Here is a 23,087-nt window from a genome sequence, read left to right on the forward strand (position 1 = left end):
GCAGGATGACGTTATGACAGTTCAGGTGATTGCAGGTTTTCAGTCGGAGGTTTCGGCCTTGCGCCGCGGCGCTTGCCCGACGCTCGGCAGGCCGATGCGCACTGGCGACGGCCTGTTGGCGCGGCTGAGACCCCAGGATTGCCGGGTCACGCTGACGCAGTTGCGGGCCGTGGCTTTGGCAGCAGCCGAGAATGGCAACGGCATTCTCGAAGTCACTGCCCGGGGAAGCCTGCAGATCCGTGGATTGCGGCCGGAAACGGTGGCGCCATTCGAACAGGCGGTGCTGGCGGCCGGCATAATTCCGGCGAGTGGCGTCATGGTCGAGGTGCCGCCGCTTGCCGGCATCGACCCGGACGAAATGATCGATCCTCGACCGATCGCCGAGGAAATCAGGAGCCTCGTGGCAGCGCATGAGCCGGCGCTTGCGCTCGCGCCAAAGCTCGCGATAACGGTGGACGGCGGGGGGCGATTTCACCTTGGCGCTGTCACGGCCGATATACGCCTTACGGCGATCGACGGGCGGCGCTTTCTGATGGCGATTGGCGGCACCAATCGCTCGGCGCGCAAGGTGGCGGTCATCGACCGGCACGACGCCGCGCGGGCGGTTCTGGACATGCTGGAGGCCATCGCGGCTATCGGGCCGACCGCGCGCGGCAAGGACCTGCAGGTCGAAATGCTGGACAATCTCTACGATCCGGCGGCGCTTGAACCAGCCCTCCGATCGGAGATTCAATCTTTCCTTGGCGTCCAGAAACTCGGCACGCTGCCGGCACAAAGCTTAGCCACGCTGGGGCTCGCACTTCCTTATCGTCAAGCTCAATCCACCGATCTCATCGCCTTTCTGGATGAAATTGAAATCCTTGGCGTTTCTGACATCCGCCTGGCGCCCGGTCACGGCCTGATCGTGACCGGCATGCAGGATCGCGAGACCGGCGAAGCGCAGGCTGCTGCGCGACGTCACGGCTTCTGGACGAATGCCAGCGAGCCCCGTGCAAATATTTCGCTCTGTGCCGGCACCGCTGGCTGCGCTTCGGCGCATTTCGATACCCAGGCTGTGGCGGAGGACGTTGCGCACCGGGCGCCGGATTTGCTTGACGGTTCGCTTACCCTGCATCTCTCGGGCTGTCCCAAAGGCTGTGCGCATCCCGCGCCGTCGCCACTTACGCTCACCGGTGCGCCATCAGGCTACGGCCTTGTCGTAAATGGTGCGGCGTCGGATACGCCGGTCCTCTACATTGCCGCAAATGACCTTGGAATTGCCTTGGAGAGACTTGCTTCGCTCGTGGCAGGCGCTAAGGAGACGGGCGAGACTGCCCGCGACTGCCTTGCGAGATTGGGGCCGGCGCGGATCATTGCGGCTCTGACACTGGACGGACAATGACCGAATACGACTATATCCGCGACGGAACTGCGATTTACGAGCAGTCCTTTGCGATCATCCGTGCCGAAGCCGATCTCAGCCGGTTCAGTGAAGCCGAAGCGGATATGGCCGTGCGCATGGTGCATGCCGCAGGCTCGGTCGATGCGGCGCAGTTTTTCGAATTCGGACCTGGCTTCGTCGAGGCCGCCCGCGGGGCCCTGGCATCCGGCGCGCCAATTTTCTGCGACGCCAATATGGTGGTGCATGGTGTGACGGCGGCCCGGTTGCCTGCCAACAACGAAGTGATCTGTACCCTGCGCGATCCGCGCACGGCCGAAATCGCCAAGGAGATCGGCAATACGCGCTCGGCCGCCGCAATCAAACTGTGGGGCGAACGCATGGCTGGCTCGGTTGTAGCGATTGGCAATGCGCCGACAGCACTTTTCTATCTATTGGAACTGCTTCGCGACGGTGCCGTGCCCAAACCGGCTGCGATTCTCGGCATGCCCGTCGGCTTTGTCGGTGCGGCCGAATCCAAGGCAGCATTGGCGGAGAATTCCTATGGCGTGCCCTATGCCATCGTTCGCGGTCGCCTCGGTGGCAGCGCGATGACGGCTGCCGCCCTCAATTCGCTGGCGAGGCAGGGCCTGTGAGTGCGGTTTTGACAGGACGCCTAATCGGCGTGGGCACAGGCCCGGGCGATCCCGAACTGCTGACCGTCAAGGCCGTGAAAGCCATCGGCAGCGCCGATGTGCTCGCCTGGTTCGCCAAGGAAGGCAAGCGCGGCAATGGCCGAGGCATTGTCGAGGGCATGGTGGGCGAGGGCACGATCGAGCTGCCGCTCTACTATCCGGTGACCACGGAAATCCATCGTGCAAAGCCGGAATATATCGATCAGGTCACCGGCTTCTACGAGGCTTCTACGAAGGCGATATCGGAGCATCTCGATGCCGGCCGCAATGTCGTCGTGCTCTCCGAGGGCGATCCGCTCTTCTACGGCTCCTACATGCATCTCCATGTCCGGCTCGCCAAGCGATATGCCGCAGAGGTTATTCCGGGCGTGACAGCCATGTCCGGCTGCTGGTCGCAGGCTAGCGTTCCGATTGTGCAGGGCGATGACGTGCTCTCCGTGCTGCCAGGCACGATGGACGAAGACCAATTGGTTCGCCGGCTAAACGACACTGAAGCCGCCGTCATCATGAAGGTCGGTCGCAACCTGCCGAAGATCCGCCGCGCGCTTGCCGAGACGGGTCGCATCAATGACGCGATCTATGTCGAGCGCGGCACGATGGCCAATACGCAGATGATGCCGCTGGCGACGAAGCCCAACGACGAGGCGCCGTATTTCTCGATCGTCCTCGTACCCGGCTGGAAGGCAAAGCCGTGACCGGAACGCTCTATGTCATCGGGACGGGCCCGGGCAATCCCGAGCAGATGACACCGGAAGCCGCGCACGCCGTCGAGAAGGCGGAAGAATTCTTCGGCTATTTTCCCTATCTCGACCGGCTGTCGCTCCGGAGTGACCAGCGCAAGCTCGCCTCCGACAACCGTGAGGAACTGGATCGCGCGAGCGCCGCGCTGACCCGCGCTGCCACGGGCGTCAGGGTTGCCGTTGTCTCCGGCGGTGATCCCGGCGTCTTCGCCATGGCCGCAGCCGTTTGCGAGGCGATCGAGAACGGGCCGTCGGAATGGCGGGACATCGAGCTCGTGGTAACCCCCGGGGTGACAGCGATGCTCGCCGTCGCGGCCCGGTCCGGCGCGCCGCTAGGTCATGATTTCTGTGCGATTTCGCTCTCGGACAATTTGAAGCCTTGGGCCGTGATCTCACGACGCCTGCGGCTGGTTGCCGAAGCAGGTCTTGTCATTGCGCTTTATAATCCGATCTCCAAGGCGCGGCCCTGGCAGCTCGGAAAAGCCTTTGAAATCCTTCGCGAAGTCCTGCCGGGCACGGTGCCGGTTATATTCGGCCGTGCGGCCGGACGGCCGGATGAACAGATCACCGTGATGCCACTTGCGGAGGCGGATCCGACAGTGGCTGATATGGCGACCTGCGTGATGATCGGTTCGCCAGAGACCCGCGTCCTCGCGCGGCCAAACCTGCCAAACCTCGTCTACACGCCCCGCTTCTATGCCGGAGGCAGCAATTGATCCACGAGGTCAAGCGCCGCCTCGACCGTGCCGACGGCGGTGACGCCGGGCGGCTGGCGGCGCTCGATCATGATCACCTCAATGCCAAGCGCGCGCGCGGCCGCGATCTTCCCATAGGTCGGACTGCCGCCCGAATTCTTGGTGACGACGACATCGATGCGCTCGTCTTGAAGCAGCTTTCGCTCGTCAGCTTCGCCGAAGGGGCCGCTGGCGAGCATGTACCGGCAATCGGCCACGGAGAGCGGCGGGTCGACCGGATCGACGCTGCGGACGAGATAGCTGTGCTGCGGCGCAGCCGAAAAGCGCCCGGCTTCCTGGCGACCGATCGCGAGAAAGATGCGGCGTGGTCTGCCGTTGAGAGCGGCGACAGCCGCTTCGACGCCCTCGACGCGTGTCCAATTGTCACCAGCGACAGCGTCCCAGCCCGGACGATGCAATGCAAAAAGCGCAATCCCCGACCGTTGGGCAGCGGCAGCAGCATTGGCGGAGATCTGGTTAGCGAAGGGATGGGTCGCATCAACAAGCAGGTCGATACGTTCCTTAGCCAGATAATCAACCAGGCCCTCGATACCCCCGAATCCTCCAATTCGAGTCGGCAAGGGCAGGGGCTTGGGATCAACGGTTCGGCCCGCAAGGGAAATCGCCGCTTCGACATCGTCGCGCATGGCCAGCTTTTCGGCCAGGCGCCGCGCCTCGGTCGTGCCGCCCAGGATCAGGATACGGTGCTTGGCCATGGCTGAACTCGCAAAATCATCGCCGTGGCTCACCATTGTCGGCATCGGCGAGGACGGTATAGCCGGGCTGGGCGACGCGGCCAAGCGCAGGATCGCCAATGCCGACCTCGTTTGCGGCGGCGCGCGGCATCTCGAACTGGCAGCCGGACTTATCACCGGCGAGAGACATCAATGGTTGTCGCCGCTCGAAAATTCGGTCGAATTCATCAAGGCGGCCCGAGGCCGCACTGTCTGCGTGCTCGCCTCGGGAGACCCCTTTCTTTTCGGCATGGGCGCCACCTTGACGCGGAGCATCGATCCGTCCGAAATGCTGACGATTCCGGCGCCGTCCTCCTTCAGCCTGGCCGCCTCGCGGCTCGGCTGGCCGATCCAGGACATGGCATTGGTCTCGCTGCATGGCCGGCCGCTCGATCTTATCAGGCCACATCTGCAGCCGGGCGCGCGCATTATCGCGCTGACCTCGGACGAGAAGGGGCCGCCGGAACTGGCGACACTGCTGACTGACAACGGTTTTGGCAGATCGCGGCTTACGGTACTTGAAGCGCTGGGCGGCGACCGCGAGCGGATTACACATCACCAGGCGGAGACTTTTTCGCTTGAGACCATTGGCGCACTCAACGTGTGCGCCGTCGAGGTGGTGGCAGGCGACGCTGCTCGGATCATCCCGCTCGCGGCCGGCATCGATGACAGCCTGTTCGACCACGATGGCCAGATCACAAAACGCGAAATCCGTGCCGTGACCTTGTCCGCGCTTGCCCCGCGCCGCGGCGAGCTGCTGTGGGATATCGGTGGCGGATCTGGCTCGATCTCGATCGAATGGATGCTGGCGCATCCTGCCATGCGGGCGGTCGTTATCGAGGCCAATGCCGAGCGCGCCGATCGCATCGCGCGCAATGCTGCGAGTTTCGGCGTTCCCGGTCTCCGTGTGGTGACTGGCTCTGCGCCGATGGCTCTGGAAAGCCTGCCGCAGCCCGATGCGATCTTCGTCGGCGGCGGCGGTAGCGATACAGGTGTCATGGAGGCAGCGATTGCGGCGCTCAAGCCGGGCGGTCGACTCGTCGCGAATGCGGTGACGTTGGAAATGGAAGCCGTGCTGCTGGCGCAGCAGGCGCGTCTCGGCGGCTCGCTGATCCGCCTCGATATTTCGCGCGCGATACCCGTGGGCGGGATGCAGGGCTGGCGGCCGGCCATGCCCGTCACCCAGTGGAGCTGGGTCAGGAAGGCCCCGTGAAAAGGACTGAGACATGAAGGTACATTTCATCGGCGCAGGGCCGGGGGCCGCCGACCTGATCACGGTGCGCGGCGCAAAGCTGATCGCCGACTGCCGGGTCTGCCTCTATGCCGGCTCGATCGTCTCGCCCGAACTGCTGCAATATTGCCCCGAGGGCGCACGGATTGTCGACACGGCACCGATGTCGCTCGACGAGATCGAGGCGGAATATCTCAATGCCGCCGCCAACGGCCAGGACGTCGCGCGGCTCCATTCCGGCGACCTCTCGGTCTGGAGCGCCGTCGCCGAGCAGATCCGCAGGCTGGATCGCCATGGCATCGACTATACGATGACGCCGGGCGTGCCGTCCTTCGCGGCGGCTGCCGCCGCACTCGGCCGCGAGTTGACGATCCCGGCGGTCGCGCAGAGCCTTGTTCTGACGCGTGTTTCCGGTCGGGCTTCCCCCATGCCCAACAGCGAGACGCTGACCGCCTTCGGCCAGTCCGGCGCGACGCTCGCGATCCATCTCGCGATCCACGCCCTGCCGCAGGTCGTCGCGGAGCTCGCGCCGCTCTATGGCGTCGATTGCCCGGTGGCGATCGTCGTCAAGGCCAGCTGGCCGGACGAGCGGATCCTCAAGGGCACGCTTTCGACGATCGAGAGTCTTGTCGCGGCCGAACCGATCGAACGGACGGCACTTATCTTCGTCGGACCGGGCCTGACTGCTGACGGTTTCCGGGAAAGCGCCCTCTATGATCCCGACTATCAACGCCGCTTCCGCGGGCGCGACGGTTTCTGAAGAAACGCTCTCCAAGAGGTCTTCTTGGGCGGAACCATGTCGCAGCCTGTCCGTTTGACGGTACTGCGAATTGAGGAGACCGCTCCGTGAGCCATACTGCTTCCCAGGACTTCCGGACTACCCATCCACTCGCCGGCCTCGAGAGCTGGCCAAAGACAGGCCCGGTCTATGGGTTGGCCGAGGACGACGAAACGCCCCGCGCCACGACATTCTGGGCGTGGATCGGCGAGCGCTTCCGCAAGTCACCACAGGGTGAAAACTTCAATCCCGGCCAGGCGCGCATCTGGTATTGATCACGCCGAGAGAGATCTCCACGCGGGACGATGTGCCCGCCAGCCCAAAACTTAGGCTTCCGCTCCGGTCGCCAGTGTCAGCTGGACAGACGCGATGTCGAGCGCATTGATGATGTCGTCTGGTGGACCGCTATCGGTAATGATCTCGTTGATATCAGAGAAGTCGCAGACTTTTACGAGCCCCTGGCGTCCGAACTTGCTGTGGTCGGTGACGGCGACCGAACGACGGCCGCGGGAAATTACCATGCGGGCAAATTCGGCCTCTTCAAGGTCGAAATCCATAATGCCCGATACCGCATCGACGGCGCCGGCGGAAATCACCGAATGGGTAACGCTGAAGCGGCTGACGAATTCGATGGCACTGACGCCGAAGGCAGCGCCATTGTCGCTGCGGAGCTCGCCGCCGGCCATATAGACGCGATTGTCATTCACGGTGGAAAGCGTCCGCGCAATATCCGACGAATTGGTGATGACGGTAAGCCGGCGATGACCGAGTAGCTCGCGCGCGAGGAAGCTTGTTGTCGTGCCGGTATCGAGCATGATCGAGTCGCCGTCGCGCACGGTGGCTGCCATTGCCATCGCGATCGCCTTCTTCGCTTCGCTGTTCTCGCGCATGCGTTTTTCAAACGGGGCTTCGCCGGTTATCGAGGGCAAGCTGATCGCCCCGTGCATCTTGACGACTGTGCCTTCGCTCGCGAGCGGTTTGATGTCGCGACGGACCGTTTCAAGCGAGACGTCGAGCTTTCGGGCTAGATCGGAAATCGTCACCGTGCCGTCCTGCTGGAGCAGTGTCAGTATTGCGCGATGTCGTTTCGAGTGGTTCATCTGATCCCGCCGGACGGCCTATGCCCGCCACTCTTAATCCCTTGTCACGTCCCGCGCAACAATTCCGCAGAAGCGGGCAAAAAGACAAAAAAAGCCACAGGCATGATTGACAGTCCGTTAAGTGCGCGAGACATTGGACGTGCGCCGAGGTCAAATCATACGAAAATCACGGGAACGACCAGTTGCGCGGGAACGAGTTCATTCGGTGCGACTGGGAGATCTCGCATGTTCAAATCTATTACTATTGCCAGGTCTTTGGCTGCCACGCTCTGCATCGCGGCCGGACTTTCATTGGCGCCTGCCAAGGCGCAGGAATCGACAGATCCGATCAAGCTGACACTCCATGACTGGACCGGCCAGCTGATCACCACCCAGATCATGGGCGAGGTGTTGAAGAAGGCCGGCTATTCCATCGAATATATCCAGGCCGACTATCTTGCGCAGTTCGCCGGGCTCGAAAGCGGCGACCTGCATGTCGCCATGGAGATCTGGGCGACAACGGGCAAGGACGCCATGGACGCGGCCACTGCCACCGGCAAGGTCGAAAATCTCGGCGAGACCGGCATGCTCGCCAAGGAGGAATGGTGGTATCCGGACTATATGAAGGAGAAATGCCCCGGCCTGCCCAATTGGGAAGCGCTGAAGGACGAGAAATGCGCCGAGGCCTTCTCGATCCCTGAGACCGCGCCCAAGGGCCGCTATCTCGGCGGACCCGTCACCTGGGGCGGTTTCGATGACGAGCGCGTCGAGGCTCTCGGCCTGCCTTTCGAAGTCATCCACGCTGGCACGGATGCTGCGCTCTTTGCCGAACTCGAGAGCGCCTATCAGCGCAAGGCGCCGATCCTGCTCTGGATCTATGCGCCGCACTGGGCGCCGGCGAAATACAAGGGCGAATGGGTGGAATTCCCGCCCTATAGCAAGGAATGCTATGCAGACGCAGCCGCCGGCGTGAACCCCGATGCGGCCTATGACTGCGGCAAGCCCTTCGGCCCGATCTGGAAGGTCGGCTGGTCCGGCATCAAGGACAAGTGGCCGGGCGCACACAAGGCGATCAAGGCTTTCGCGCTCAACAATGACGAAATGGGCGCGATGATCACCAAGGTCGACCTCGACGGCAAGAAGCTCGAGGAGGTTGTGGCCGAATGGATGGGCGCCAACGAGGCCCGCTGGTCCGAATGGATCAAGAAATAAAGCACAGTCTGAACAGGGCTTTCGCGGCGTGCGCCGCGGAGCCTGACATTCTCCCGGGATGCGGTCGGCACGGCCGCAGGATGCCACGCGACCGAAGACATGACTTCTGCCGAACCGAAACTCGTCTGCCGTGACGTCTGGAAAATCTTCGGGGCCGCCGCTGGCGCAGTGCCGGCGGCCGGCCGAAAGCCCAGCAGCGAGGAACTGCGTGCTGCGGGACTGGTTGGCGCCGTGCGTGACGTCAATCTCGAAGTCCGGACCGGCGAGATCTTTGTCATCATGGGCCTCTCCGGCTCCGGCAAGTCGACATTGGTCCGTTGCCTTTCGCGGCTGATAGAGCCGACGGCGGGAGAGATCATCTTCAACGGTGAAAATCTGCTGGCGGCCAACGAAGCACGGATGATCGAAATTCGCCGTCACCAGATGGGCATGGTGTTCCAGCATTTCGCGCTGCTGCCGCATTTGACCGTGCTGGAGAATGTGGCGTTTCCGCTTGAGATCCAGGGAATTGACAAGGTGCAGCGGATCGAGCGTGCGCGCAAGATGATCGAACTTGTCGGCCTTTTGGGCAAGGAGATGTCCTATCCGCGCGAGCTCTCCGGCGGCCAGCAGCAGCGTGTCGGCATTGCCCGCTCGCTTGCGGTCGAACCGGAACTCTGGTTCCTCGACGAACCTTTCTCGGCGCTCGACCCGCTGATCCGCCGCGAAATGCAGGACGAATTCCTGCGCCTGCAGGCGGTGCTACGAAAGACCATCGTCTTCATCACCCATGATTTCGACGAAGCGATCCGGCTCGCCGATCGCATCGCCATCATGAAGGATGGCGAGATCGTCCAGTCCGGTACGCCGGAGGACCTCGTGCTCAATCCCGCAACGCCATACGTCGCCGAATTCACGCAGAGCGTCGTCAAGGCCAAGGTCGTCAAGGTCGTGTCGCTCATGCAGCCCACGAATGGTGCAGCGCCTGCTGTGACCGTCCGCGCGAGCGCGGCGGTCGCTGAGGCGGCACCGCTGTTTCGGGCGGGGCAGGAGACGATCGGCGTGACCTATGGCGATGATGCGATCATCGGCATTCTGCGGCGGGCCGACGTCGTCGATATGATGATGCGGGGCTGATCGATGAGCGCCTCCGCCCAACCAGCTGTGAGGATCGACGCATCACCGACGGGTGACAGGCTCGGCCACGGCTGGATGTGGCTTGCGGTTGCCGCAGCCTTCGTCCTGTTCTGGCAGTTCGCCGAACCCTTCGCGAAATGGGCATTCGATTATCCGACGGGTTGGCGCATCCCGGTTGCGCGCTGGATCAGCACGATAACCAAGTGGCTGGTCAATGAGGCGAGTTTCGGCTTGTTCACGTTCACCGATCTCACCCGTTTTGTCGCTGCCGTCATCGACGTCCCATACCGAGTTGCGCTGAGCCTGCTTCATACCGGACTGCTCTCGGGGCAGGGGTCGAGCGCCGTGCAATTGCTGCCCCCGATCTCGTGGATTGCGGTCATCACGGTGATGGTCCTCTTCGGCCTTCATGCCGGTGGTGTGCGGCTCGCCGCGCTTGTCGGCGTCTGCTTCGTGTTCCTCGTTGCCTTCGGCCAATGGGGTAGCGCGATGGTCACGTTGGCCTCGATTGTGGTCGCGGTGCCAATCGGAGTCGCCGTCGGCCTCTTTCTTGGGCTTGCGGCCTATCGCTGGCCGCGGTTTGAACGGGCGCTGACGCCGGTGCTCGATCTCATGCAGACGATCCCGGTTTTTGCCTATCTGGTGCCGGTCCTCTTCCTTTTCGGTTTCGGACCCACGGCGGCCATTGTCGCCACGTTGATTTACGCACTGCCGCCGATGGCGCGGATCACGGTCCTGGCCCTGCGCGCGGTCCCCTCGGAAATCCGCGACCTCGGCGTCATGGTCGGTTGCTCGCGACAGCAGATGACGTGGTGGGTGATGGTGCCGTCGGCCAAGGACAGCCTGATGGTCGGCGTCAACCAGGTCATCATGCTGTCGCTCAACATGGTGATCATCGCCTCGATTATCGGCGCCGGAGGCCTTGGCGCGGACGTGCTTGCGGCGCTGCGGCGGCTCGATTTCGGCGCCGGCCTCGAGGCCGGCCTTGCCATCGTGGCGCTGGCCGTGGCGCTCGACCGACTGAGCCAGGCCTATGCCGACAAGGCCGGGCAGCCGAAAGAAGCGATACACGGGACCTTCGTGGCGCGTCACGCCTACCTGCTCACAGGACTGGTAGTCGCGCTCGGCGCCGGCCTGATCGGCTTGGCCCTGCCGGCGGTCCAGACCTATCCCGAGACGCTTACCCTTTCGACCGGCACCTTCTGGTCGGAGGTGGTACGCTGGATCAATGTCAATTTCTTCGACGCGCTCGAAGCCTTCAAGAATTTCATCCTGCTGAACCTGCTCGTTCCTTTCAAGCGCCTGCTGACAGGCCTGCCGTGGCTCGGTGTCGTGGCACTGCTGGCTTTCGCCGGCTGGCGGCTGGGCGGCGCCAGGCTTGCTCTGACGACCGGCACTCTCTCGCTGCTCATCGCGGTAACCGGGCAGTGGGAAAAGGCGATGATCACCGTCTATCTCTGCGGCATCTCGGTCATGACAGCCTCCTTGATCGGCGTCCCGCTCGGCATTCTCGCAGCAGAGCGCGACCGGCTGTGGCGCTGGCTGCAGGTCGTTATCGACACGCTGCAGACGCTGCCCTCCTTTGTTTACTTGATGCCCGTCGTGATGCTGTTCCGGGTGGGTGACTTCACTGCCATGATCGCCGTCGTTGCCTATGCCCTTGTGCCGGCGATCCGCTACACGGTGCTCGGGCTGCGCAAGGTCGATCCGCGCCTGATCGAGGCAGGCCGCGCGATGGGCTGCACAAGATGGCAGATACTCACCAAGATCCGCCTGAAGCTCGCATTGCCCGAGATCATGCTCGGCCTCAACCAGACCATCATGTTTGCGCTTTCGATGCTGGTCATAACCGCGCTCGTCGGCACCCGCGATCTCGGCCAGGAAGTCTATGCAGCACTTGCCAAAGCCGATACCGGTCGCGGGCTGGTCGCCGGCCTTGCCGTCGCGTTCATCGCCATCATTGCCGACCGGCTCATTTCGGCCGGCGCGATTCGACTGCGCCGGAGGCTGGCATGAAGGATGATGCGCGAGGAGGGGCCGTGAAGACGGAAGATCGCATCCGGGCCTTGCCCTGCTGGAACGGCAGCATCGAGATTGCCATTCTCAAGGGCGGCATCAGCAACGAAAGCTACGTGGTGCGCGATGCCCTAGGTCGCCATGTCGTCCGCTTCGGCCACGACTACCCCTTCCATCATGTGTCTCGCGAGCGGGAAATCATGACGGCCCGCGCGGCGCATGCGGCAGGTTTTGCGCCAGAGGCGCGCTATGCCGAGCCTGGCGTGATGGTCTCGGCCTTTCTCGACGCCAAGACCTTTGCGGGCGCGGACGTCGTTCGCGAGCGGAGGCGCGTGGCAGAGCTCCTTCGACGCTTCCATGACAGCATGCCAAAGCATGTGAGCGGCGCGGGCTTCATCTTCTGGGTCTTCCACGTCATCCGCGACTATGCGCGGACGCTCGAGGCCGGCGAGAGCCGCATGATGCCAGAGCTTCCGCGCTATCTCGCGCTCGCGGAGGAGCTGGAAGCTGCACAGGCGCCACTGCCCGTCATCTTCGGCCACAACGACCTGCTGCCCGCCAACATTCTCGACGACGGCAAGCGGCTCTGGCTGATCGACTTCGAATATGCCGGCTTCAACACGGCGATGTTCGATCTCGCCGGCACCACCTCCAATGCCGGCTTCTCGCCCGATCATATCGACGAATTCCTCGCCGCCTATTTTGGGCAGCTGCCGACGGCCGAGATCAAGCGCTCCCACGCCGCCATGCAATGCGCCTCGCTGCTGCGCGAAGCGATGTGGAGCATGGTGTCCGAACTCCACCTCTCGGCACCCGGCGCCGATTACGAGACCTATACGCAGGAAAATCTCGGTCGCCTCGACAAGGCGCTCGACCATTACAGAACAGAATACGGGAAGACTGCAACATGACACTGCCATCCCACGCCCAGATCGTCGTCATCGGCGGCGGCATTATCGGCTGCTCGACGGCCTATCACCTCGCGCGCGACCACAAGGCGGATGTCGTGCTGCTCGAGCAAGGTACCTTGACCTCGGGTTCGACATGGCATGCTGCGGGCCTTGTTGGCCAGCTGCGCTCCTCGGCCTCGATCACCCGTGTGCTGAAATATTCCGTCGAGCTCTACAAGGGCCTCGAGGCCGAGACCGGCCTCGCAACCGGCTGGAAGATGACCGGCTGCCTGCGGCTCGCCACCAATGAGGATCGCTGGACGGAATACCGCCGCCTCGCCACGACGGCCAAGAGTTTCGGCATGGGCATGCATCTGCTGACGCCCCAGGAGGTCAAGGCGATGTGGCCGCTGATGATGACCGACGATCTCGTCGGCGCGAGCTGGCTGCCGACGGACGGCCAGGCGAGCCCGTCCGACATCACCCAGTCGCTCGCCAAGGGCGCGCGCATGCATGGCGCGAAACTGTTCGAGAACATCCGTGTCACCGGTTTCGACATCAAGGATGGCCGCATCACGGCGGTGAAGACGACACAAGGCGACATCGCCTGCGAGAAGGTGGTCAATTGCGCCGGCCAATGGGCGCGACAGGTGGGCGCGATGGCCGGCATCAACGTGCCGCTGCAGCCGGTCAAGCATCAATACATCATCACCGAGAAGATCGACGGACTTGCGACCGACGCGCCGACCATCCGTGACCCTGACCGCCGCACCTATTTCAAGGAAGAGGTCGGCGGCCTGGTGATGGGTGGCTATGAGCCGAATCCCCAGCCCTGGACCACCGGCGACGTGCCGGATGAATGGGCTTTCCGCCTGTTCGACGACGATTTCGACCATTTCGAACAGCATATGGAACAGGCGATGGCCCGCATACCGGCGCTCGAGACGGCTGGTGTCAAGCAGATGATCAACGGCCCCGAGAGTTTTACGCCCGACGGCAACTTCATTCTCGGCGCAGCACCTGAATGCAAGAACATGTTCGTTGGCGCGGGCTTCAACGCCTTCGGCATCGCCTCTGGCGGTGGCGCCGGCTGGGTGCTGGCCCAATGGGTCGTCGACGGCGAGGCGCCGCTCGATCTCTGGGTCGTCGATATCAAGCGCTTTGCCGGCATGCACCGCGACCGTCAATGGGTGCTCGACCGCACGCTCGAAGCCTATGGCAAACATTACACGATCGGCTTCCCCCACGAGGAATATGAGAGCGGCCGCCCGCGTGTCGTTTCGCCGCTCTACGAGCGTCTCAACACTCATCGCGGCGTTTTCGGCTCCAAGCTCGGCTGGGAACGGCCGAACTGGTTCGCACCCGCAGGCACCGAGGCCAAGGATGTCTATTCCATGGGCCGCCAGAACTGGTTCGACGCCGTCGGCGGCGAGCACCGCCATGTCCGCGAAGCGGTCGGGATCTTCGACCAGTCCTCGTTCTCGAAATATGAGATGACTGGACCTGACGCAGGCAAGGCACTCGACTGGATCTGCGCCAACGACGTCTCCAAACCTGTCGGCCGGCTGACCTACACCCAGCTTCTCAACACCCGCGGCGGCATCGAGGCGGACCTAACGGTCGCACGGCTGGCGGAGGAGACATATTACATCGTCACCGGCACTGGCTTCCGCACCCATGACCTCGGCTGGATCGAGGATCATATCCCAGCGGGCCTCGATGTGGCGCTCAAGGATGTGACGGAGGATTTCGGCACACTGTCGCTGATGGGCCCGAAGGCGCGCGACGTCCTTGCCGCGGTTACGGATGCCGACGTCTCCAATGCAGGCTTCCCGTTCGGTCATGCTCGTCAGATCCAGATCGCTGGTCACACGGTTCGTGCGCTGCGGGTTACCTATGTCGGTGAACTCGGCTGGGAATTGCACGTGCCGATCGCGGCCACCGGCACGGTCTTCGACGTGCTGATGGCGGCGGGTGCTGTGCATGGCATCCGCCCGATTGGCTACCGCGCGCTGGAGTCGCTCCGCCTCGAAAAAGGCTATCGCGCCTGGGGCTCCGACATCACGCCAAACGACACGCCGGTTGAGGCCGGTCTCGGCTGGGCGGTGAAACTCCGCAAGAACACCGACTTTCTCGGCCGGCGGGCACTTGAAAGGGCCCAAACCGAGCCGCGCAAGAAGGCCCTGGCGGGCTTCACCGTCGATGACCCCGATATCGTCCTGGTTGGCCGCGAGACGATTCTTCGCGATGGCGAGCCGGTCGGCTATCTCACGTCCGGCGGCTATGGCTATACGCTCGGCAAGAACATTGGCTACGGCTATGTCCGCAACGCCGATGGCGTCAGCGAGGACTTTCTAAGCTCCGGCGATTACGAACTCGTCGTCGCCATGAAACGCACGCCAGCGCAAATTCACCTTGGGCCGCTCTATGATCCCGGCATGAACAAAGTGAAAGCTTGAGGCTCAGCATGGCATTCCGCGCAGACCGGCACGCCCATATCGTCATCATCGGCGGCGGTGCCATCGGCACCTCGATTGCCTATCATCTCGCCCGCGACGGGGCGAAGGACGTGCTGCTGCTTGAAAAGGCGCAGCTTACGCACGGCTGTACCTGGCACGCGGCCGGCCTTGTCGGTCAGCTCAGGGGCAAGAAGAATCTCACCCGGCTGATGCAGAATTCGGTCGCCGTCTTCGACCGGCTCGAAGCCGAGACTGGCCAGCACATTGCCTGGAAGAAGGTCGGCTCGCTGCGCCTCGCGGGAAGCCCGGAGCGCTGGAGCGAAATCCGCCGTTCGATGACCCAGGCCAAGGGCTTTGGCGTCGAGTGCTATTCGCTTTCGGCGGAGGAAGCTGCGTCGCGCTTCCCCTTCATCGTCAAGGACGGCATCGAGGGCGCGGCCTTCATCCCCGGCGACGGCTATATCGATCCCTATTCGCTGACCATGGCCTATGCCAGGGGCGCACGGACGAATGGAGCGAAGATCGAAGAAGGTGTGACTGTCGAGGAAATCGTCGTCGAAACCCGCCGGGCCGTCGGCGTCGTCACCAATGGCGGGACCGTATCCTGTGACATCCTCGTCAACTGCGCCGGCCTCTGGGCCAAGCGCGTCGGTGAGATGGCGGGCGTTTCGCTCGCGGCGGGGGTGGTCGAGCACCAGTATTTCCTCACCGAGAAGAAGCTGACCTTAGATCCCTATCTCACGACCCTTCGCGATCCGGACAACAATTTTTACCTCAAGCCGGACACCGGCAGCTTTGCGATCGGCGGCTGGGAGGATGGTTCGAAAGCCTGCTGGCGCGGCAAGCCGCCGCTCGATTTTGGCCGCGAACTTTTCGAACCGAACATGGACCGGCTGGAACGCTTCGCCGTGCCGGCCGCAGGTCGCCTGCCCGTGCTCAACGAAATCGGCATCCAGACCGTCATCAATGGCCCGATTCCGGTCTCGGCCGATGGCGAGCCGATCATGGGCCTGGCGCCCGAACTCGACAATTTCTACGTCGCCTGCGGCTTCACGGCAGGGATCGCGGCTTCGGGCGGGGCGGGCCTTGCGCTCTCCAACATGATCCTGCATGGCGATGCCGGCATGGACCTCTGGCCTTTCGACGTCCGCCGATTCGGCAAGGTTCATAGCCAGGGCCGCTATCTCGACGAACGCGCGGTCGAAGCCTACGGCGCCTACTACAAGATCCATTGGCCGGGGGAGGAAAGCCAGGCGGGCAGGGGTCTCAGGCGCTCGCCGCTGCACGAACGGCTTGCCGCGCGTGGCGCCATGTTCGGCTCGAAATTCGGCTGGGAGCGGCCGAACTGGTTCGTGAGGCCGGGCCAGGAAGCGGTCGACACTCCGTCCTTCGAGGGCAAGCCCAGTTCCTTCGATGCCATCGGCGCCGAGGTGCGTGCGATCCACGAAGGCGTGGCGTTGATCGACCAGACGTCCTTCTCCAAGTTTGAAATTTCGGGGCCCGGCACGCAAGCGGCCCTGCAGCGTATCGCCGCCAACGACCTCTCCGGTCCGCCTGGCAAGGGGGTCTATACCCAGCTTTGCAATGAGAAGGGCGGTATCGAGGCCGATGTGGCACTGATCCATAGCGCCGAGGACCTGTTCTATCTCATCACGGGTTCCGGATTCGGTGTCCCCGACAGCCATTGGGTCTCGCGCCACCTGCCCGAAGGCGTGACCATGCGCGATGTCACCAACCGTTTCGCCACGATCAATATCTGCGGCCCCAAATCGCGCGATGTTCTGCAGTCCGTCAGCGACGACGATCTCTCCAACGAGGCTTTTCCCTTCCTCGCCGCCCGCGAGATCGAGATCGGCAATGCGCGCGCGCTGGCCGTCCGCATCGGTTATGTCGGCGAACTCGGCTATGAGCTCTATGTCGAGCAGGACTATGCCGTGCATGTCTATGACACGCTGCGCACAGCGGGCGAGGTGCATGGCATCGCCGATGTCGGCTATCGCGCCATCGACGCCTGCCGCATGGAAAAGGGCTACCTCTATTGGTCGGGCGACATTACACCGGACTATAATCCCTACGAGGCCGGTCTCGGCTTCTGCGTCGCATTGGACAAGGGTGACTTCATCGGTCGCGAAGCACTCCGACGCATCAAGGCTGAGGGCGTGACACGCAAGCTTGTCTCCTTCACCGTCGATGGCTTCGCACCATTTCTGGGCGGTGAGGCGGTCATTTTTGGCGGCACGGTCGTCGGCACGACGTCGAGCACCGGGTATAGCTACCAGCTTGGCAAGACGGTTGCATTTGGCTACCTGCCCGTGGCGATCGCGGGGGAAAGAGCTTTCAAGATCGAGGCGTTCGGCAAGGCCTACGACGCGCTGCGCGGGCCACGGACGCTTTATGATGCGCGGATGGAGAGACTGAAAGCATGACCACCAAATCGGAGATCGCACTCGTACGGCAGGCTTTGCCCACCATTCCCTTCCTCCGATCCTACAAGGGGCCGATCGAGAGGCTGGGCGGCCTGACCAACATGGTCTTCCGTCTCGGCGAATATTGCTTGCGGCTGCCGGGCAAGGGCACCGAGGAATATATCAACCGCCGCAACGAGACCGTCGCGGCCCAGGCTGCTGCCGCTGTCGGAGTCAGCCCCGAAATTCTCTATGTCGACCGGGCGACAGGCGAGATGGTGTCTCGATTCGTCGAGGGTGCCACGACCATGTCTCCGGAGGCCTTCAAATCGGTCTTCGGCGCGCCGACCAGGGCCGGTATTGCCTTCCGGACGTTGCATGACAGCGGTGCCGTCTTTCCCGCGCGCTTTGAACTCTTCGCGATGATCGACGAATATCTCGGCATTCTCTCGACCAAGGATGTCGATCCGCCGGAAGGCTATCACGACGTTCTTCGCGAGGCGGACGCGGTGCGCGCCGCACTCAATGCCCATCCGTTGCCGAATGTCGCCTGCCATTGCGACCCGCTCTGTGAGAACTTTCTCGATACCGGCCACCGCATGTGGATGGTGGATTGGGAATATTGCGGCATGAACGACCCCATGTGGGATCTCGCCGATCTCGTAGTGGAGGGCAATTTCGATGCCGCCCAGGAAGCGGAACTGATCCACGCCTATTTCGGCGGCGAGCCCACCCCGTTCGAGCGCGGCAGGATCGTCATCTACAAGGCGATGTGCGATCTGCTGTGGACCCTCTGGGGACTCATCCAGCTGGCGGCCGACAACCCCGCCACCGATTTCCGGGCCTATGCCGACGAGCGCTTCGCACGCTGCCGGGCTCTGATGCAGAAGGACGATTTCAAGAAGGCCGTTGCTGACGTCGCGCGGGGTTGACCCCCCTTAGGCGCGAGGTGCCCAGGTTCACACCGGGGTGCAAAAAGATGGGCTCCGGACGGCGCATTGCCGTGGAGAGCAACACTTGCGGCCATATGGCTGAGCCGCACCGCCCGGAGATTTCAGGATGACACAAGGCTGCGGGCGGGCCATTGAAATCCGCTGTTAACCTTACTTCGAGTGGCAAAGAGTGGGGCTGATCCCGGTCTGGTACGGGCGGCTGCTGATGCCGGCGCGGATTGGCACAGGCCCCAGGCTGTGCCGTTTAGACCGGACGAAGTTCTTCGATGAGGATGTGGCAGGTCTTGCAGGCATATTGTGTGAGCGCCTTGCCCGGTTCGCCATAGACTGGTTGATCCAACATTTCCAGGAAGCGCGTCGCGCCCCCGCAGCGGTGACATTGCGGATGCTGGGTGCTGGCCAGTTTGGGGATGTCCCGATAGGGCTGTCTGGTTGTTTTTGCACGAAGCATCGTCACGAGTCTCTTCACTGCAAGAATCAGAAGCCGAGCGATCCGGGCAGGGCCGCCGGACGGTGATCAAGGGGTAGTATCGCCTGGCATCAGTGATGCCACGCTCGGCACGGTTCGGTATGGCACCACGGATACAATCCTGCATCCCCAGATCGGGGGAAATTCCGACTTTTATTGGGTCGATTCCGCCGGCTGCCGGCGCTTGAGAGGCTGCTGGGCCGTGCCAGCCGATCAGCGATCGTTCTATATCGACGATCCCCTGCGAATCGCCTTTGAAGGCGCGCCAGTCGCCCAAGACTTGATCTACTTAGTTGGGAAAACGCTGTTGAAGCGATGGTGCCCCCAGAGAGACTCGAACTCCCGACCCTCTGATTACAAATCAGATGCTCTACCAACTGAGCTATAAGGGCAGCCGGCGTCGGATTAGCACATTTTTCCCGAGGTTCAAGAAAAAAGTCGCACCACCCGATACTGCTTTCGACACAAAGGAACATCCCGGCGCCGCGAGGGGCGCCGGGACACGATCGCAGGGAGGAGTTAGAGGATGGAGTCGATGTAGCTCTCGATCGTGTCGGTGTAGCTCGTCGAGACGCCGACGCGGCTGTTGACCTGTCCAGGATCGACATTCTGCGGTGAGACTGTGACGTTCACGCCCTGCGCGTCGGCTGCCTGCTTGAATGCGCTCGCCTTGGAGCAGGTGTCTTCTCCGCTCTCGGTCGAGCAGACGACGAGGATCGGCACGCCGGAGGCGTCGACGAGATGCGTCGGCGAGGAGTCTTCCCAGAATTCGAGATTGCTGCCGAAGGCAGTGTCATAGGCATTGTCGTGCGATGTCGACATCAAGGTGGGCACGTTGAGCGCCGCCGTCTCCAGCACCACGGCGCCGGCCCAGATTGTCGCGCCCTGGTCGGAGGCGAGGGAAGGGTTCGACGAGAGCAGCGCGGCGAGATGGCCGCCGGCGCCGGCGCCCATCAGCACGATCTTATTCTTGTCGCCGCCCCATTTGGTGGCGTTGGTCTGGATATTGGCAATGCCGCGCGCCACGTCGGCGGCCTGGATGAGCGGGTCGGATTTCGGCAGCAGGCGGTAGTTCAGAGATACGAAGATATAGCCCTTGGCGACGAAGTAGCCCGCCTTGGCTTCGGCCACGTCGTTGCCCTGCTTGTCGCCGCTGGTCCAGGCACCACCATGGACCATCACGATTATCGGCGCGTTCGCGGCGCTGGAGGGAAGATAGACGTCATATTTCTGTGCAGCGTCGAGGCCATAGGGAACGTCGACATTGACCGTCGCGTCACCGACCGCAGAATAGCTGCTGCGGAAACTGTTGGTCAGCGGCTCGGAATTGAAGTCCTCGAGCGGGTTGGTGCCGGCAAGAGAAATGCCGCTCGCCGCTGCGACGAGAAGGGCGGCGCTTGCCGCGACGCGGCACAGACGTATGAGAGACATCGAAGCCATGTTCAGACCTTCCGGTTTGCGATAAGGCTTGAAAATGAACATCTTGGCTTTCCCGCGCAACGTCGACATGGTTCGATGGTTGCGCGGGAGTTTCAGCGGAGCGAGCGGATGACGGAACTGTGCCGAAACAAGACACTCTCAGTCGAATCGGGCCTGTTCGGCTCCTTGCGCCTGATGCTGGGTATGGTCGCGATGATGTTCGGGATGCTTGTCCTGGTGTCGCCAGCCGTGGCGCAGGACCAGGAGGAGGATCAACCCTTTCCGCTGAATTGCGAGGACGGCACCAAACTCACTGCTCTGTTTACCGAAAATGACGTGACGGTCACGATCGCCGACGGCACATCCATCAAGCTGCCTTTCAAGACCGATGATCCCTTCGTTCTCTATACCGACGGCAAGCATCAGCTCGCCGAGAAGGGCGACGTGCTCGAATGGACCATCGGCAAGAAGGCGCCGACCATCTGCTCGCCCGAAGACGACGACGTCGAGACCCCGTTCGATCAACCTGTCGCGGTCGACAATGTCGATTTGCCGGCGAACAAGGACAATCCGGACGCCAAGCCGTCGGTCAATTGCTATCGCTTCAAGGGCTTCATGGTGAAGGAGGTCGATCTCGGCGAGGTTGGTGCCGAAAAGCTCGCTGTCCTGCCCGAAGATGCAAAATGCGTGCGCGACGATGCGGCCGAGAAAAAGGTGACGGATCCGGTCGCCGGCTACTTCCTTGGCGCGAAGGGCAATCTTGCCTTCTTCCAGGCCCCGGACGGCTTCAACGGTGGCATGCCCTATATAGTGTTCGATACGACCTCGATGAAGAAACTGTTCGAGGACAGTTTTGAAGGTGCGGATTTCGAGAAGATCGACGAGCAGGGCGGCAAGCTCACGCTCGACTACATCAGAACCTTTTCCGCCGACTGCTCGCTCTATCTCGACGGCACCGCCTGCGCCCAGAAGATCAAGAAGGAGACGGGCATCGGTACAACGGTCCAGCTGCCGGACTGCACCGAAGCCTATAATGCGGAAAAGAAGCGCACGCCCGATTACGCCAAGGAAATCGAACAGCTCCCGAGCGTGGTTTCCTACCCGGTAACGGCAACCTTCGACGGCACCGCCGTCACCTACACGCCACGCGCCGGCGACACAACCTGCCGCGTTCCGGATTGACGGGCGACCCGCTTTGACGATGCCGCCGGACGGGTGTAATCTGGCGGTGTATCTATCGGAGCATCGGCAATGCGTCTTGGAGTGCTCATGCCCGGCTTGGCTGTGGTGCTGATTCCCGCTCTGGCGGATGCCCACAATTGCAAGTGCCGCAATCGCGGCGTCATGTTCCAGCTCGGCGAGACATCCTGCCTCAACGTCGACGGCGGCAGCTATCTCGCTCGGTGCGAGATGAAGTTGAATGTCTCGTCCTGGACCAAGGTCCAGGAAGGCTGTCCGGTGACGGAGAATGCCCTGTCGCGGTCCATGCTGGTCAATTGATCACTTCATCAGATGGCTTCTCGCGGCGTAGAGCGAGATTGCCGCGGCATTCGACACATTGAGCGACTTGATCGCGCCAGGCATGTCCAGTCTTGCCAGCGCGTCGCAGGTGGCGCGTGTCTTCTGTCGCAATCCCTTGCCTTCGGCACCGAGCACCAGTGCGACCTTATTGCCCGCGAATGTTCCTTCGAGCGGCGCGGGGCCCTCCGAATCTAGACCGATGGTCTGGAAACCCAGAGTCTTAAGCTCTTCCAGTGCATCGGCAAGATTGGTGATCTGGACATAGGGTATCATTTCCAGCGCGCCCGAAGCGGATTTCGCCAGCACGCCCGATTCGGTCGGCGAATGACGTTCCGTCGTGATAACCGCGCCGGCATCGAAGGCAACCGCCGAACGCATGATCGCACCGACATTGTGCGGGTCCGTGACCTGGTCGAGCACGAGTAGGAGCGGGCGATCCTTGAGCGAATCGAGCTTGCGGACGGGCAGCGGTCGCGCCTCGAGCAGCACGCCCTGATGGATGGCGTCGGACCCGGTGAGCTTGTCGATATCCTGCGGCGAGACGATTTCGATGGTAAAGCCGAGCATCTGCGCGTCGTTGAGTTCGAGTCGCGCCAGCGCGTTACGCGTCACGCGGAGCTTCAGCAGTTTGCGCTCGGGATTGTCGAGCGCGGCCTTCACCGTGTGGATGCCGTAGAGCCAGACGGTTTCAGCAGGCAGCTGCGGTGCCTTCCAGGGTTCCTTGGTCTTTCCCGCGCCGGGCGACTTTGCGGGCAATTCGCCGCGTTCGCGCTTCTGGTCGCGGTGCGCCCGGCGCAGGTTGGCATAGTGGGTGTCCTTGGGTGTATGGCCGTCTTTGGGGTCTTTGCTCATGATGCTGCTATAGACCTCAGAAATGCCTTGGTCATCCATGTGCTTTGAAAATGTGCGGAAATTTTTCCGACCCGTGTTGACAGGATGCGGATGGCTCGTCATAAACCCGCCGCAGACCAAGGGGCTTCGACCCGCGGTTGGAATGCTTGGTCGCTTGATCCGGACGAAAACTGGAGAGATGCCCGAGTGGTTAAAGGGGACGGACTGTAAATCCGTTGGCTCAGCCTACGTTGGTTCAAATCCAACTCTCTCCACCATTCGTCCTGAGATCGATCAAGAAGGCGGGTATAGCTCAATGGTAGAGCAGCAGCCTTCCAAGCTGAATACACGGGTTCGATTCCCGTTACCCGCTCCAGTCTTTCCATTGATCCAGATCAAGCAGGTCGCCGGCTGTGTTCGCACGGCGCGTTTCGATGAGAGGGTCATC

At 62.5% G+C, this 23,087-nt stretch carries 21 protein-coding genes and 3 tRNA genes; 18 read left to right on the top strand and 6 right to left on the bottom strand.

What is annotated here, in order from left to right; all coding sequences use genetic code 11:
* Positions 1-13 precede the first annotated feature (13 nt).
* From cobG to AC2YI2_RS12475, 4 genes are read left to right on the top strand one after another with little or no spacing between them, the layout of a single operon-like run.
* Positions 14-1,381 carry a precorrin-3B synthase gene (cobG, locus tag AC2YI2_RS12460; protein ID WP_487386783.1) on the top strand — a complete coding sequence of 456 codons (1,368 nt, stop codon included), beginning with the start codon at positions 14-16 and terminating at the stop codon, positions 1,379-1,381.
* Positions 1,378-2,013 carry a precorrin-8X methylmutase gene (locus AC2YI2_RS12465; RefSeq protein WP_487386784.1) on the top strand — a complete coding sequence of 212 codons (636 nt, stop codon included), beginning with the start codon at positions 1,378-1,380 and terminating at the stop codon, positions 2,011-2,013. The genes cobG and AC2YI2_RS12465 overlap by 4 nt, the downstream gene beginning before the upstream one ends.
* The gene (locus tag AC2YI2_RS12470) at positions 2,010-2,747 is read left to right on the top strand and encodes a precorrin-2 C(20)-methyltransferase (protein ID WP_487386785.1); all 738 of its coding nucleotides are present in this window, start codon (positions 2,010-2,012) and stop codon (positions 2,745-2,747) included. Before AC2YI2_RS12465 ends, AC2YI2_RS12470 begins: the two co-directional genes overlap by 4 nt.
* Positions 2,744-3,508, top strand: a complete 765-nt coding sequence (locus AC2YI2_RS12475) for a precorrin-3B C(17)-methyltransferase (protein ID WP_487386786.1) — start codon at positions 2,744-2,746, stop codon at positions 3,506-3,508. The genes AC2YI2_RS12470 and AC2YI2_RS12475 overlap by 4 nt, the downstream gene beginning before the upstream one ends.
* On the opposite strand, the gene AC2YI2_RS12480 is transcribed toward AC2YI2_RS12475, so the two are convergent.
* On the bottom strand, positions 3,487-4,242 hold the full coding sequence (locus AC2YI2_RS12480; protein ID WP_487386787.1) for a cobalt-precorrin-6A reductase: 756 nt from the start codon (positions 4,240-4,242) through the stop codon (positions 3,487-3,489). The two genes, AC2YI2_RS12475 and AC2YI2_RS12480, sit on opposite strands and share 22 nt — an antisense overlap.
* A 67-nt stretch (positions 4,243-4,309) precedes the next feature.
* On the opposite strand from AC2YI2_RS12480, the gene cbiE reads away from it, so the two are divergent.
* The 3 genes from cbiE to AC2YI2_RS12495 all read left to right on the top strand — a co-directional run bounded on the left by cbiE (position 4,310) and on the right by AC2YI2_RS12495 (position 6,544).
* Complete coding sequence (gene cbiE / locus AC2YI2_RS12485; RefSeq protein ID WP_487386859.1) at positions 4,310-5,473, top strand: precorrin-6y C5,15-methyltransferase (decarboxylating) subunit CbiE; 1,164 nt, start codon at positions 4,310-4,312, stop codon at positions 5,471-5,473.
* Between the two features lie 13 nt (positions 5,474-5,486).
* Positions 5,487-6,251 carry a precorrin-4 C(11)-methyltransferase gene (gene cobM, locus AC2YI2_RS12490; protein ID WP_487386788.1) on the top strand — a complete coding sequence of 255 codons (765 nt, stop codon included), beginning with the start codon at positions 5,487-5,489 and terminating at the stop codon, positions 6,249-6,251.
* An 86-nt stretch (positions 6,252-6,337) separates the two neighbouring features.
* The gene (locus AC2YI2_RS12495; protein ID WP_487386789.1) at positions 6,338-6,544 is read left to right on the top strand and encodes a hypothetical protein; all 207 of its coding nucleotides are present in this window, start codon (positions 6,338-6,340) and stop codon (positions 6,542-6,544) included.
* A gap of 51 nt (positions 6,545-6,595) precedes the next feature.
* Here AC2YI2_RS12495 and AC2YI2_RS12500 read toward each other — a convergent pair whose 3' ends face one another.
* Positions 6,596-7,369 carry a DeoR/GlpR family DNA-binding transcription regulator gene (locus tag AC2YI2_RS12500; protein WP_487386790.1) on the bottom strand — a complete coding sequence of 258 codons (774 nt, stop codon included), beginning with the start codon at positions 7,367-7,369 and terminating at the stop codon, positions 6,596-6,598.
* Positions 7,370-7,594: 225 nt separating this feature from the next.
* Between AC2YI2_RS12500 and AC2YI2_RS12505 the strand changes: the two genes are divergently transcribed.
* From AC2YI2_RS12505 to AC2YI2_RS12535, 7 genes are all read left to right on the top strand, one after another.
* Entirely contained in the window at positions 7,595-8,560 is a 966-nt protein-coding gene (locus tag AC2YI2_RS12505) for an ABC transporter substrate-binding protein (protein ID WP_487386791.1), read from the top strand.
* 99 nt (positions 8,561-8,659) lie between these two features.
* Entirely contained in the window at positions 8,660-9,676 is a 1,017-nt protein-coding gene (locus tag AC2YI2_RS12510; RefSeq protein WP_487386792.1) for a quaternary amine ABC transporter ATP-binding protein, read from the top strand.
* Between the two features lie 75 nt (positions 9,677-9,751).
* On the top strand, positions 9,752-11,692 hold the full coding sequence (locus AC2YI2_RS12515; protein WP_487386860.1) for an ABC transporter permease: 1,941 nt from the start codon (positions 9,752-9,754) through the stop codon (positions 11,690-11,692).
* A complete protein-coding gene (locus tag AC2YI2_RS12520) occupies positions 11,689-12,603 on the top strand; it encodes a phosphotransferase (RefSeq protein WP_487386793.1) in 915 nt (304 codons plus the stop codon). The genes AC2YI2_RS12515 and AC2YI2_RS12520 overlap by 4 nt, the downstream gene beginning before the upstream one ends.
* Positions 12,600-15,041, top strand: coding sequence for a GcvT family protein (locus tag AC2YI2_RS12525; protein WP_487386794.1), 2,442 nt, complete (start codon positions 12,600-12,602; stop codon positions 15,039-15,041). Before AC2YI2_RS12520 ends, AC2YI2_RS12525 begins: the two co-directional genes overlap by 4 nt.
* An 8-nt stretch (positions 15,042-15,049) precedes the next feature.
* Positions 15,050-17,467 carry a GcvT family protein gene (locus tag AC2YI2_RS12530; RefSeq protein ID WP_487386795.1) on the top strand — a complete coding sequence of 806 codons (2,418 nt, stop codon included), beginning with the start codon at positions 15,050-15,052 and terminating at the stop codon, positions 17,465-17,467.
* On the top strand, positions 17,464-18,378 hold the full coding sequence (locus AC2YI2_RS12535; RefSeq protein WP_487386796.1) for a phosphotransferase: 915 nt from the start codon (positions 17,464-17,466) through the stop codon (positions 18,376-18,378). Before AC2YI2_RS12530 ends, AC2YI2_RS12535 begins: the two co-directional genes overlap by 4 nt.
* Before the next feature lie 265 nt (positions 18,379-18,643).
* On the opposite strand, the gene AC2YI2_RS12540 is transcribed toward AC2YI2_RS12535, so the two are convergent.
* The 3 genes from AC2YI2_RS12540 to AC2YI2_RS12550 form a co-directional block, all read right to left on the bottom strand.
* The gene (locus AC2YI2_RS12540) at positions 18,644-18,856 is read right to left on the bottom strand and encodes a hypothetical protein (protein ID WP_487386797.1); all 213 of its coding nucleotides are present in this window, start codon (positions 18,854-18,856) and stop codon (positions 18,644-18,646) included.
* Between the two features lie 328 nt (positions 18,857-19,184).
* Positions 19,185-19,260 (bottom strand) — tRNA-Thr (locus AC2YI2_RS12545).
* Between the two features lie 127 nt (positions 19,261-19,387).
* Positions 19,388-20,350 (bottom strand): alpha/beta hydrolase family protein, encoded by a 963-nt coding sequence (locus tag AC2YI2_RS12550; RefSeq protein ID WP_487386798.1) that lies wholly within the window; start codon positions 20,348-20,350, stop codon positions 19,388-19,390.
* 66 nt (positions 20,351-20,416) lie between these two features.
* On the opposite strand from AC2YI2_RS12550, the gene AC2YI2_RS12555 reads away from it, so the two are divergent.
* Both AC2YI2_RS12555 and AC2YI2_RS12560 read left to right on the top strand, forming a co-directional pair.
* A complete protein-coding gene (locus AC2YI2_RS12555) occupies positions 20,417-21,469 on the top strand; it encodes a hypothetical protein (protein ID WP_487386799.1) in 1,053 nt (350 codons plus the stop codon).
* 69 nt (positions 21,470-21,538) lie between these two features.
* Positions 21,539-21,787, top strand: coding sequence for a hypothetical protein (locus AC2YI2_RS12560; protein ID WP_487386800.1), 249 nt, complete (start codon positions 21,539-21,541; stop codon positions 21,785-21,787).
* On the opposite strand, the gene rlmB is transcribed toward AC2YI2_RS12560, so the two are convergent.
* A complete protein-coding gene (rlmB, locus tag AC2YI2_RS12565) occupies positions 21,788-22,660 on the bottom strand; it encodes a 23S rRNA (guanosine(2251)-2'-O)-methyltransferase RlmB (protein ID WP_487386801.1) in 873 nt (290 codons plus the stop codon).
* A gap of 172 nt (positions 22,661-22,832) precedes the next feature.
* Between rlmB and AC2YI2_RS12570 the strand changes: the two genes are divergently transcribed.
* Positions 22,833-22,917, top strand: a tRNA-Tyr gene (locus AC2YI2_RS12570).
* A 24-nt stretch (positions 22,918-22,941) separates the two neighbouring features.
* A tRNA-Gly gene (locus AC2YI2_RS12575) sits at positions 22,942-23,015 on the top strand.
* The last annotated feature ends 72 nt before the right edge of the window (positions 23,016-23,087 follow it).

This window comes from Rhizobium sp. SRI_017 (genome assembly GCF_057586295.1).